The organism is Pseudomonas siliginis (assembly GCF_024072275.1).
Classification (GTDB): domain Bacteria; phylum Pseudomonadota; class Gammaproteobacteria; order Pseudomonadales; family Pseudomonadaceae; genus Aquipseudomonas; species Aquipseudomonas siliginis.
This window is the reverse complement of the sequence record NZ_CP099598.1, coordinates 3,107,524-3,119,736: the sequence shown is the minus strand read 5'-3', so window position 1 is coordinate 3,119,736 and position 12,213 is coordinate 3,107,524. Positions and strand designations below refer to the sequence as shown.

Here is a 12,213-nt window from a genome sequence, read left to right as displayed (position 1 = left end):
GGATTTGCGCTGGATTTAGTTGGCTATGCAAAACCAATGTGGGAGCGAGCCTGCTCGCGAAAGCGGTCTGTCAGACGATAGATGTGTCGACTGACACTGCGCTTTCGCGAGCAGGCTCGCTCCCACAGGGATCATTTACACAAGGGAATCTCGGGGCAGGATCAGAGATTGCGGTTTGCCAAAGCCCGCTCCATCCGCGCAATCCCTTCTTCGAGCAACGCCCTCGGGCAACCGAAGTTCAAGCGCACGAACTGCTGATGCCGGTCACCAAAATCGAGCCCGGCACTCAGCCCGACCTTGCCCTGTTCGAGGAAGAACCGCTGCGGATCCGGCAGGTCCAGCGCGGTGCAATCGAGCCACGCCAGATACGTGCCCTGCGGCACAGTGATGGTCACGCCCGGCAGCCGCGTGCGTACGGCGTTCACCAGCCAGTCGCGGTTGGCCTGCAGGTAGATTTTCAATTCCGCGAGCCAAGGCCCGGCTTCGCTGTAGGCGACGCGGGTGGCTTCCATGCCCAGCGGGTTGACGCTGTCGACCATGCCGCAGCGGGCGTGGTTGACGCGTTCGCGCAGGGCGGCGTCCTGGATGATCATGAACGAGGTCTTCAGACCGGCGATGTTGTAGGCCTTGCTCGCCGACATCAGGGTGATCGTGCGCTTGGAAATCTCGGGGCTCAGCGATGCGGTGGGAATGTGCACGCGGCCGTCGAAGCACAGTTCGGCGTGAATCTCGTCGGAGATGATCCACGCGTCCTGCGCTGCACAGATATCCGCCACTGCCTGCAACTCTTCGCGATCGAAGACCTTGCCGATCGGGTTGTGCGGGTTGCTCAGCAGCAGGGCGCCGCCGCCTTCGAGCGACTCACGCAAAGATTCCAGCGGCGTGGCGTAAGTGCCATCGGCCTGGGCGTTGAATTCCAGCTCGACCTTGTTCAGGCCCCAATGCCCAGGCGCATGGCGCAGCGGCGGATAGTTCGGTACTTGCACGACGACATTCTGCTGCGCCTGGACCAAAGCCTTGAGGGCCATGTTGAATCCCGATTCCACGCCCGGCAGGAAAATCAGCTCCTGCGGTTTGACCTGCCATGCGTACTTGTTCCACAGGTCGGCGACGATGGCGTCGCGCAGGTTGTCCTGGGCCACGCTGTAACCGAGCAGCGGGTGCAGCAGGCGCTGTTGCAAGGCTTGAACGATGACCGGCGGCGCGGCGAAATCCATGTCAGCGACCCACATCGGCAACACATCCGTCGGGTAACGGCTCCACTTGGTGCTGCCAGTGTGGTGGCGGTCGAACAGCTGATCAAAATCGAAAGTCATGCATGGTCTCGTCGAGGCGGAGTTGGTTCTGCCGGACATTCTATGCGCAACGCGACCTGTGTGGGAGCGAGCCTGCTCGCGAATACGTCGGGTCAGGCAGCATCGAGTTGGATGACCCAGCGCTTTCGCGAGCAGGCTCGCTCCCACAGGGGGGGGTGTGTACTGGCTGGAAATCCGGGCCAGACACCCGACGGTCGGTTTTCACACAATCGGCAAGGTCTTTGTCTACAGTGAAAAAGTCGGCGTCAAGGCGTCGCAACCGTGATTGTCCAGATAAAGCCCGGCACAAGTACCGGGTTCCACCTGATCAGGAGTGCACGATGGATCTCAGCCGTCGTCAGTTCTTCAAGGTCGCCGGTATCGGCCTTGCAGGCTCAAGCCTGGGCGCGTTGGGCATGGCCCCGACGGCGGCCTTCGCCGAGCAGGTGCGTCACTTCAAGCTCGCCCACACCCGTGAAACCCGCAACACCTGCCCGTATTGCTCGGTCGGTTGCGGTTTGATCATGTACAGCCAGGGCGATGCCGGCAAGAACGTGGCGCAAAACATCATTCACATCGAAGGCGATGCCGACCACCCGGTCAATCGCGGCACGCTGTGCCCGAAAGGCGCGGGCCTGCTCGACTTCATTCACAGCCCCGGCCGCTTGCAGTACCCGCAAGTGCGCAAGCCCGGCAGCAATGAATGGACGCGCATCGGCTGGGACGAAGCCCTCGATCGCATCGCCGACCTGATGAAGGCCGACCGCGACGCCAACTTCATCGAGAAAAATGTTAACGGGCAAACGGTGAATCGCTGGCTGACCACCGGTTTTCTCGCGGCATCGGCGGCATCCAACGAAGCCGGCTACATCACTCAGAAGGTGATTCGCAGCCTCGGTCTGCTGGGGTTCGATAACCAGGCGCGTGTCTGACACGGCCCGACGGTGGCAAGTCTTGCCCCGACGTACGGCCGTGGTGCCATGACCAACACCTGGACCGATATCGCCAACGCGAATCTGATCCTGGTGATGGGTGGCAACGCAGCAGAAGCGCATCCGTGCGGCTTCAAATGGGTGACCGAGGCCAAGGCGCACAACGCCGCGCGGCTGATCGTGGTCGATCCGCGTTTTACCCGGACCGCTTCGGTGGCCGACTATTACGCGCCGATCCGCACCGGCACCGACATCGCCTTCATGGGCGGGTTGATCAATTACCTGCTGACCGAGGACAAGATCCAGCACGAATACGTGCGCAATTACACCGACGTGTCGTTCATCGTCAAAGCCGGCTATGGCTTCGAAGACGGCCTGTTCAGCGGCTATGACGCGGAAAAACGCAGCTACACCGACAAGTCCGGCTGGGGTTACGAATTCGCCGAGGACGGTTTCGTCCGCGTTGACCCGACCCTGCAAGACCCGCGCTGCGTATATCAATTGATGAGGCAGCATTACAGCCGCTACAACATCGACCTGGCCAGCCAGATCTGCGGCATGCCGGTCGACGCCATGCAGAAAATCTGGGAAGAGATCGCCACCTGCTCGACACCGGGCAAGACCATGACGATTCTCTACGCGCTCGGCTGGACGCAGCACTCGATCGGCGCGCAGATCATCCGCAGCGCCGCGATGGTGCAGTTGTTGTTGGGCAACGTCGGCATGCCCGGCGGTGGCGTCAACGCTTTGCGCGGGCACTCGAACATCCAGGGCCTGACCGACCTCGGTCTGCTGTCCAACGCCTTGCCCGGCTACCTCACGCTGCCCAGCGACAGCGAGCAGGATTACGGTCAGTTCATCTTCAAACGCACGCAGGTTCCGCTCAGACCAGGGCAGCTTTCGTACTGGCAGAACTACAGCAAGTTCCACGTCAGCCTGATGAAATCCTGGTACGGCGCCAACGCCACCGCCGAGAACAACTGGCTGTTCGACCATTTGCCGAAGCTCGACATCCCCAACTACGACGTGCTGAAAATGTTCGACCTGATGAGCCAGGGCAAGGTCAACGGCTACTTCTGCCAAGGCTTCAATCCGATCGCCGCGTTGCCGGACAAGAACCGCGTGATGGGCGCATTGGCCAAGCTCAAGTGGCTGGTGGTAATGGACCCGCTGGCCACGGAGACCTCGGAGTTCTGGCAGAACGTCGGGCCGTACAACGATGTGAAAACCGCCGAAATCCAGACCGAAGTCATTCGCCTGCCAACTACCTGTTTTGCCGAGGAAGACGGCTCGCTGGTCAACAGCAGCCGCTGGCTGCAATGGCACTGGAAAGGCGCCGACGGCCCCGGCGAAGCGCAGACCGACATTCGCATCATGAGCGAACTGTTCCTGCGCCTGCGCCAGCGCTATCAGAGCGAGGGCGGCAAGTTTCCCGATCCGCTGCTCAAGCTGTCGTGGCCATACAAGATCCCCGACGAGCCTTCGCCGGAAGAACTGGCGCGGGAAATCAACGGCACCGCTGTCAGCGATTTCACCGATGCCAGCGGCGTCACGGTCAAGGCCGGTACGCAACTGGCCGGCTTCGGTTTGCTCAAGGATGACGGCAGCACCGCGTCCGGTTGCTGGATTTTCGCCGGCAGCTGGACCGAGGCCGGCAACCAGATGGCCCGGCGCGATAACGCCGACCCATTCGGCATGCACCAGCATCAGGGCTGGGCGTGGGCGTGGCCGGCGAATCGGCGGATTCTCTACAACCGCGCTTCGTCAGATCCGGCGGGCAAACCGTGGGACCCGAAAAAGCGGCTGGTGTGGTGGAACGGCAAGACCTGGACCGGCACCGATGTGCCGGACTACAAGGCCGACGTGCCGCCGGAAGCCGGGATGAATCCGTTCATCATGAACCCCGAAGGCGTGGCCCGGTTCTTCGCCGTCGACAAGATGAACGAAGGCCCATTCCCCGAACACTACGAGCCGTTCGAAACGCCGATCGGCATCAACCCGCTGCACCCGCAAAACAAGAAGGCCACCAGCAACCCGGCGGCGCGGATCTTCGATTCGGTCTGGGAAACCCTCGGCGAAGCCAAGGACTTCCCGTACGCCGGCACCAGTTATCGGCTTACCGAGCATTTCCACTTCTGGAGCAAGCACTGCAAGTTGAACGCGATTGCCCAGCCTGAGCAGTTCGTTGAAATCGGCGAGGTGCTGGCGAACGAGAAGGGCATTGCTGCCGGTGATCGGGTGCGGGTCAGCTGCAAGCGCGGGTTTATCGAAGCGGTGGCGGTGGTGACCAAACGGATCCGGCCGCTGCAGGTCAACGGCCAGGTCGTGCATCAGATCGGCATCCCGCTGCACTGGGGTTTCACCGGCCTGACGCGCCACGGTTACCTGACCAACACCCTGGTGCCGTTCCTCGGCGATGGCAACACTCAGACCCCGGAATCCAAGTCATTCCTGGTCAACGTGGAGAAACTGTAAATGGCCAGCCAAGACATCATTGCCCGCTCGGCCACCACCACCGTGCCGCCGTCGGTAAGGACTCAGCAGGGCGTTGCCAAGCTGATCGACACGACCAAATGCATCGGTTGCAAGGCCTGCCAGGTCGCCTGCTCGGAATGGAACGAGCTGCGCGACGAGGTCGGTCACAACCACGGCACCTACGACAATCCGCAGGATCTGACGGCGGATTCGTGGACGCTGATGCGCTTCACCGAGCACGAAACCGACGCCGGCAACCTCGAATGGCTGATCCGCAAGGACGGCTGCATGCACTGCGCCGAGCCCGGTTGTCTGGCCGCGTGCCCAAGCCCCGGGGCGATCATTCAGCATGCCAACGGCATCGTCGATTTCGATCAGGACCACTGCATCGGTTGCGGCTATTGCATCACCGGTTGCCCGTTCAACATTCCGCGCATCTCGCAGAAGGATCACAAGGCCTACAAATGCACACTGTGTTCCGACCGGGTGGCGGTGGGGCTGGAGCCGGCCTGCGTGAAAACCTGCCCGACCGGCGCGATCGTCTTCGGCACCAAGGAAGACATGAAAGAACACGCCGCCGAACGCATCGTCGACCTGAAAAGCCGTGGTTTTGAAAACGCCGGTCTGTACGACCCCGTTGGCGTGGGTGGCACCCACGTGATGTACGTGCTGCATCACGCCGACACGCCAAAAATCTATGCAGGTTTGCCGGACCATCCGGCAATCAGTCCGCTGGTGGGTTTGTGGAAAGGCATCAGCAAACCCCTCGGCCTGCTGGCGATGGGCGCGGCGGTGCTGGCCGGGTTCTTCCACTACGTGCGCATCGGGCCGAATCGCGTCGAGGAGGATGAACATCCGACGCCACCCGACAACTCGGTGCACGTGGTCGATCCGGCGGTGCACACCTTCGATCCACGCGGGGAGGAGCGGCCATGAGCAACAAGACGATCCTGCGTTACAGCGCCAACCAGCGTACCAATCACTGGCTGGTGGCGATCCTGTTTTTCATGGCCGGGTTGTCCGGGCTGGCGTTGTTTCATCCGTCGCTGTTCTGGCTCAGTAATCTGTTCGGCGGCGGCACCTGGACGCGGATTCTGCACCCGTACATGGGCATCGCCATGTTCGTGCTGTTTCTCGGCCTGGTGTTCAGCTTCTGGCGTACCAATTTCTTCATCGCCAATGACCGCCAGTGGCTGCGGCGGATCAACCGGGTGATGGTCAACGACGAAGAAAGCGTGCCGCCGGTAGGCAAATACAACGCCGGGCAGAAGTTGCTGTTCTGGACTTTACTGCTGTGCATGCTCGCGTTGCTGTTCACCGGGCTGGTGATCTGGCGCGCGTGGTTCAGCGCGTATTTCGGCATTACCACCATCCGCTGGGCCATGCTGCTGCATGCGCTGGCCGGGTTCGTGCTGGTGCTGAGCATCATCGTGCACATCTACGCCGGTTTGTGGATCAAGGGTTCGGTCGACGCCATGTTGCATGGCTGGGTCAGCCGGCCGTGGGCGAGAAAACACCATGAACTGTGGTACCGCGAGGTGACCCGCGACGAACAGCCTCGGGACGTGCCCGAGCGACCGCTGACAAAAAAGGGCTGACTTTTGCCAAGCATTCTTGAACCTGGGGAAATCGAGGCGGCGGCCAGTTCGCCGCCGTTTCTGTATCTGCCGCCACGTAACCTGTTTGCCCTGCGCGCTGAACGCCTCGAGCGTCTGGCCGAGGGCAATGGGTTGGCGGATTACCTGCGGCTGATGGCCGGGTTGTGCCGGGCGCAGCAGCAGGTCTTCGACGATCCGCCGCTCACCGCGCCGTTTGATGCGCAGCGTTTCGAAGCCTGTCAGCAACACGGTCTGCCACCATTCGCGGCAGATACCTTGGTGCGCGAAGATGCCTGGCAGCCGTGGCTGGACGCCTTGCTGCAGCGCTGTGCGCCAGCGGATCAACCTGCAGTGATCGACGCGCTGGACACTCTGCGCGGGGCCAGTTCCGGCCAGTTGCGCGCGTGGGCGGTGGCGCTGGTCAGTGGGCAGTATTCGCTGGTGCCGGCGGCGCTGGTGCCGTTTCTCGGCGCCGCGCTGCAAACCGCCTGGAGCCACTGGCTGCTCAGTGTGCCAAATCTGCAACTCAAGCCTGGCGACAGCCTCAGCCAATGCCCGGCCTGTGGTTCGCCGGCCATGGCCGGGGTGATTCGCCATCGCGGCAAGCACAACGGTTTGCGCTATCTGGTGTGTTCGCTGTGCGCCTGCGAATGGCATGTGGTGCGGGTCAAGTGCGTGTATTGCGAGCAGAGCAAGGGCCTTGAATATCTGAGCCAGGAAGACGACCGGCACAGCGCCGAGCAGGCACCGCTGCGCGCCGAAGTCTGCCCGAGCTGCAATAGCTACCTGAAATTGCTCTATCTGGAGAACGACGCCGAAGCCGAGGCGTTGTCGGCGGATCTCGGCAGTTTGCTGCTGGACATGCGTCTGGCCCAGGACGGCTATCAGCGTCTGGCGCCCAATCTGTTGCTGGCGCCGGGGGACGAATGACCAGAGCGAAACTGTGGAAGGGGGTGTGCTCCCACAGGTTTTTGTGGTGACCAACAATGTCCATTCCACCCCGAATCCCTGTGGGAGCTGCCTTGCCAGCGATTGGTCGGCACATCCACCACCTTCTTTGACGGACCCACCGCAATCGCTGGCAAGCCAGCTCCCACAAGTCTATGTGCCGAATCACAAAGCCCGGTCAGCCCCGGATTTCCCTGTGGGAGCGAGCCTGCTCGCGAAGGCGTCGTTTCAGACACATCATCTTTGACTGACTTACCGCATTCGCGAGCAGGCTCGCTCCCACAGGTTTTGTGGTGACCAACAATGTTCATTCCACCCCGAATCCCTGTGGGAGCTGGCTTGCCAGCGATTCAATCGGCACATCCACCACCTTCTTTGACGGACCCACCGCAATCGCTGGCAAGCCAGCTCCCACAAGTCTATGTGCCGAATCACAAAGCCCGGTCAGCCCCGGATTTCTCTGTGGGAGCGAGCCTGCTCGCGAAGGCGTAAGGTCAGCCACATCCACACCAACTGACACACCGCATTCGCGAGCAGGCTAGCTCCGGCAGTGCGTCTACACTTCTGAAACCCTTTTGGGAGCAAGCTTGCTCCCAAAAGGGATTGTTTCAGTGAAATCAGGAGTGGCTGATGTCTTCCAGCGTTGCCCTGCGGTTGCCGTCCATTGATGGGTTGTTGCGTCATCCGGCGTGCGCGCCGTTGGCCGAACGTTACGGCCGGGATTCGTTGCTGACTGGCCTGCGTCAGTTGCTCGATGAGCTAAGGCCTGACGTGTTGAGCGGGCAATTGGCGGCCGTGGAAATTGGCCCCGAAGTGCTCGCCGGCCGCGTCGGCGAACGCTTGGCGCAACAGCAGCGCAGTCAGGTGCGCCGGGTGTTCAACCTGACCGGCACGGTGCTGCACACCAATCTCGGCCGCGCCTTGCTGCCCGAAGAAGCCATCGAAGCGGTGCAAATGGCCGCACGCTATCCGCTCAATCTCGAGTTCGATCTGGCGAGCGGCAAGCGCGGTGATCGTGACGACCTGATCGAAGGCCTGATCCGCGAACTGACCGGCGCCGAAGCCGTCACCGTGGTCAACAACAATGCCGCTGCCGTGCTGCTCACGCTCAACAGCCTCGGCGCGCGCAAGGAAGGCATCATCTCCCGTGGCGAGCTGATCGAAATCGGCGGCGCCTTCCGCATCCCCGACATCATGGCCCGGGCCGGCGTGCGCCTGCACGAAGTCGGCACCACCAACCGCACCCATGCCCGGGATTACCAAGCGGCAATCGGTCCGCGCAGCGGGTTGATCATGCGCGTGCATGCCAGCAACTACAGCATCGAAGGCTTCACCGCGCGAGTGGCGACTGCGGAACTGGCCGAGTTGGCACACGCTCATGGCTTGCCGTTGCTGGAAGATCTGGGCAGCGGCAGTCTGCTCGACCTGACGCGCTGGGGCCTGCCGGCGGAACCGACGGTGCGTCAGGCATTGCTCGATGGCGCCGACATCGTCACCTTCAGCGGCGACAAATTGCTCGGCGGGCCGCAGGCCGGGTTGATCGTCGGGCGCAAAGAACTGATCGCGAAGATCAAGAAGAATCCACTGAAGCGCGCACTGCGGGTCGATAAATTGACCTTGGCCGCGCTGGAAGCGGTGCTCGGTCTGTACCGCGATCCGGATCGCCTCGCCGAGCGTCTGCCGAGCCTGCGCCTGCTGACCCGGCCCCAGGCCGACATTCATGCTCAGGCTCTGCGTTTGCAACCGTTGCTCGCCGATGTGTTGGGCGAGGTCTGGCAGGTCAGCGCGGTCGAGGCGTTGGGCATGATCGGCAGCGGCAGCCAACCGGTGGCGCGCTTGCCGAGTGCAGCGCTGTGTTGCCGCCCGCAAGTGTCCAAGCGCTGGCGCGGGCGTTATCTGCTCAATCTCGAAGCAGCGTTGCGCGGTTTGCCGATCCCGGTGCTCGGGCGAATCGGCGACGATGCGCTGTGGCTGGATTTACGCCAGCTCGACGATGAGCCAGCGTGGCTGGCGCAGTTGCCGCAATTGCAGGTCGACCGGTGATCGTCGGCACGGCGGGGCACATCGACCACGGCAAGACTTCGCTGTTGCAAGCGCTGACCGGGCAAACCGGCGACCGCCGCCCGCAGGAGCGCGAACGCGGCATGACCATCGACCTCGGTTATCTCTACGCCGAACTCGCAGCGGGCGCCGGGCTGACCGGCTTCATCGACGTGCCCGGCCACGAAAAATTCACCCACAACATGCTCGCTGGTGCGCAGGGCATCGATCTGGTGTTGCTGGTGGTCGCGGCCGACGACGGCGTGATGCCGCAGACCCGCGAGCATCTGGCAATCGTCGAACTGCTCGGCATTCCCCGCGCCCTGGTGGCGATCACCAAATGCGACCGGGCGGGAGCGGGCAGGGTGGAAGAGGTGCAGCGCCAGGTCCTGGACCTGCTCGCGCCCGGACCATTTGCTGATGCGCCGATTTTTACCGTGTCGAGTGTGAGCGGGCAGGGCGTCGATGGATTGCGCGCGGCGTTGTTGCAGGTGCGGAGCGAGGTGCAGGCGCGCGGTTGCGAAGGCGGCTTTCGTCTGGCGATTGATCGGGCGTTCAGCGTCGCGGGTGCGGGGATTGTGGTCACAGGCACGGCACTGTCGGGCACGGTTGCAGTGGGTGACAAACTGGTTCTGGCGCCTGCCGGCAAATCGGTACGCATCCGTGGCCTGCACGCGCAAAACCAGGCCGCCGAACAGGCCTTCGCCGGTCAGCGCGTGGCGCTGAACCTCAGCGGCGAACGTCTGGAACTGACGCAGATCCACCGTGGCCAATGGCTGCTGGCGGACTGGCTGCATGCCCCGACCCAGCGCGTCGACATCGACTTTCAGCTGTTGCCCGGCGAGCGCACCTTTGAGCATTTTCACCCAGTGCATCTGCACCTTGGCACCCAGGATGTCATCGCCCGCGTCGCTTTATTGCAAGGCCCGCGTCTGAGTCCCGGCGAGCGCATGTTCGCGCAATTGCTGATCAACGCGCCGGTGCACGCGGTGAAGGGTGATCGGTTGATCCTGCGTGACTCCAGCGCCCAGCGCACATTGGGCGGCGGTGTTGTGCTCGACCCATTCGCTCCGGCACGCCAACGCCGCAGCCCGGAACGCCTCGCGCAACTGCAAACCCTCGGCCTCAGCGTCAGCCTCGAACAGGCCCTGCCGGCACTGCTCAACCACAGCCCCGGCGGCCTCGACCCGCAACGCCTCGAGCGCCAGTTCAACCGCCCGCGCGCGCAGTGGACGCTGGCGGACAACATCCGTCTGATCGACACCCGCCAAGGCCCGCTGCTGTTCAACGTGCAGCGCTGGGGCCAGTTGAAATTCACTTTGCTCGAACAACTGGCGCGATTTCACGAACAGGAACCCGACCAGATGGGGCCGGACCGCGATCGCCTGCGCCGCTTCAGCGCTCTGACGCTGGAACGCTCGACTTTCATCAGCCTGCTCGACGAACTGCTCTATGCCGGCTCGATCCTCGCCAGCGGCCCTTGGCTGCACCTGCCCGACCATCAGGTGCGCCTGAATGCCGACGACGAAATCCTCTGGCAGCAATTACAGCCGTTGTTCGAACAGGCCGGCTTCGACCCGCCGTGGGTACGCGACGCGGCGAAAATGCTCGGCGAAGACGATGCCAGCGTCCGCCTGCTGCTGCGCAAACTCGCACGCTTGGGCCTCATGCACCAGGTGGTGCGCGACCTGTTCATCAGCGACATCGTCCTGCGACAAATGGCGGCGCTACTGCTGAAACTCGCCGAAGAAAATCCGTCGATTCAAGTGACAACCTTCCGCGATGCGCTAGGCTTGGGACGCAAACGCTGTATTCAGTATCTGGAATATTTCGACCGACTCGGCCTGACCCGCCGCCTCGGCGAATCCCGCCAGATCCGCCCCGACAACGCGCTGGCTGACGCCTGCGCACCCTGAGTTCAGGAAGACAATCGCGCCCGGTGGCGCGGCCGGGCTTCAAACCCGGTTGGGGACGGCATCCGTTCCCGGGCAGGTTCGACTCCGGCTGTCTTCCGCCAGTCTCCTAAGAGCAAAGATCGCAGCCTTCCGCAGCCCCTACAAATCGATGTAGGAGCTGCCGAAGGCTGCGTTGATTCTGAATGCAGGAGAAACGTAGTCTGGCCCGTTTGGTTCGCCAGTTATTCAGAGGCAGCCGCGAACTTATGTGGGAGCGAGCCTGCTCGCGAAAACGGTATATCAGTCGACATCTCAGAGATTGACCCACCGCATTCGCGAGCAGGCTCGCTCCCACAAAGTTGGCGGCGTGAACGAAGCCATGTGATTGACAGAAAACCCTGTGTAGGCTTGCCCGCGAAGGCGCCTCACTCAGCATCCTTTAGCGAGGCCCGCTACTGTGGCAACTCCAGATTATCCAGCACCCGATTCACCGCCAACTCTCCGAGCATGATCAACTGCGCGATCCCCATCAGCGTTCGGCGTTGCGATGGCTTGACCAGCCCGGCGAATTCCTGGGCGATGGTTTTGGCGGAGGCGAGGGTTTCACAGGCATTGGCCAGCAAGTCTTCGTTTTTGGTGTCGGCGGTGACGGCGTACATGGCGCGGGGGCTGAGGGGGGGTGGGGTTGAGCCGGGAGGGCAGAGGTAGTGGTCGAGGGCGCGGTCGGCGGCTTGGTGAAGTTTTTTCGAATCGAGGGATTCGTAGGGGGAGGTGGGATCGGTTTCGGGTGGGTTGGGTGTTGGTTTGATCATGGTGAGACTCCGTGGTTGATTTAGCCGCCACGGCTCATCGCTAAACAAGTAAAGGTGGCGGCTGTACGCAGGTTAGCGATCCGGGTCACAGAAACCCCGGGTAGACCCGAAGGTCTCCCACGCACAGCCACCATGACATCAAGTGCAGATCGAAAAATGCAATTGAGACTGGGCATTGGTGCGTCTGTAATGAGTCGGATCGCTAAACCCGATCGCTG

The 12,213-nt window shown here is 62.4% G+C and carries 8 protein-coding genes and 1 tRNA gene; 7 read left to right on the top strand and 2 right to left on the bottom strand.

Annotated features, from left to right (window positions below):
• Nucleotides 1-161: 161 nt before the first annotated feature.
• Nucleotides 162-1,316, bottom strand: a complete 1,155-nt coding sequence (locus NF676_RS14410; RefSeq protein WP_252886257.1) for a MalY/PatB family protein — start codon at nt 1,314-1,316, stop codon at nt 162-164.
• Nucleotides 1,317-1,636: 320 nt separating this feature from the next.
• Here NF676_RS14410 and fdnG point away from each other — a divergent pair, with 320 nt between their 5' ends.
• From fdnG to NF676_RS14375, 7 genes are all read left to right on the top strand, one after another.
• A complete protein-coding gene (fdnG, locus tag NF676_RS14405) occupies nt 1,637-4,702 on the top strand; it encodes a formate dehydrogenase-N subunit alpha (RefSeq protein WP_252886256.1) in 3,066 nt (1,021 codons plus the stop codon).
• Nucleotides 4,703-5,638, top strand: a complete 936-nt coding sequence (gene fdxH, locus NF676_RS14400; RefSeq protein ID WP_252886255.1) for a formate dehydrogenase subunit beta — start codon at nt 4,703-4,705, stop codon at nt 5,636-5,638.
• Nucleotides 5,635-6,300, top strand: a complete 666-nt coding sequence (locus NF676_RS14395) for a formate dehydrogenase subunit gamma (RefSeq protein WP_041480299.1) — start codon at nt 5,635-5,637, stop codon at nt 6,298-6,300. Before fdxH ends, NF676_RS14395 begins: the two co-directional genes overlap by 4 nt.
• 3 nt (nt 6,301-6,303) lie before the next feature.
• The gene (gene fdhE, locus NF676_RS14390) at nt 6,304-7,230 is read left to right on the top strand and encodes a formate dehydrogenase accessory protein FdhE (RefSeq protein WP_056786186.1); all 927 of its coding nucleotides are present in this window, start codon (nt 6,304-6,306) and stop codon (nt 7,228-7,230) included.
• A gap of 648 nt (nt 7,231-7,878) precedes the next feature.
• On the top strand, nt 7,879-9,291 hold the full coding sequence (gene selA, locus NF676_RS14385) for an L-seryl-tRNA(Sec) selenium transferase (protein WP_252886254.1): 1,413 nt from the start codon (nt 7,879-7,881) through the stop codon (nt 9,289-9,291).
• Nucleotides 9,288-11,204, top strand: coding sequence for a selenocysteine-specific translation elongation factor (gene selB / locus NF676_RS14380; protein ID WP_252887967.1), 1,917 nt, complete (start codon nt 9,288-9,290; stop codon nt 11,202-11,204). The genes selA and selB overlap by 4 nt, the downstream gene beginning before the upstream one ends.
• A gap of 5 nt (nt 11,205-11,209) precedes the next feature.
• Nucleotides 11,210-11,305 (top strand) — tRNA-Sec (locus NF676_RS14375).
• A 330-nt stretch (nt 11,306-11,635) separates the two neighbouring features.
• Here the strand turns inward: NF676_RS14375 and NF676_RS14370 are convergent.
• A complete protein-coding gene (locus tag NF676_RS14370) occupies nt 11,636-11,995 on the bottom strand; it encodes a DUF6124 family protein (protein WP_252886253.1) in 360 nt (119 codons plus the stop codon).
• Between the last annotated feature and the right edge of the window lie 218 nt (nt 11,996-12,213).

Coding starts and splice junctions, on each gene's coding strand:
- NF676_RS14410 (WP_252886257.1), bottom strand. CDS start 1,316: ATGACTTTCGATTTTGATCAGCTGTTCGACCGCCACCACACTGGCAGC.
- fdxH (WP_252886255.1), top strand. CDS start 4,703: ATGGCCAGCCAAGACATCATTGCCCGCTCGGCCACCACCACCGTGCCG.
- NF676_RS14395 (WP_041480299.1), top strand. CDS start 5,635: ATGAGCAACAAGACGATCCTGCGTTACAGCGCCAACCAGCGTACCAAT.
- selA (WP_252886254.1), top strand. CDS start 7,879: ATGTCTTCCAGCGTTGCCCTGCGGTTGCCGTCCATTGATGGGTTGTTG.
- NF676_RS14370 (WP_252886253.1), bottom strand. CDS start 11,995: ATGATCAAACCAACACCCAACCCACCCGAAACCGATCCCACCTCCCCC.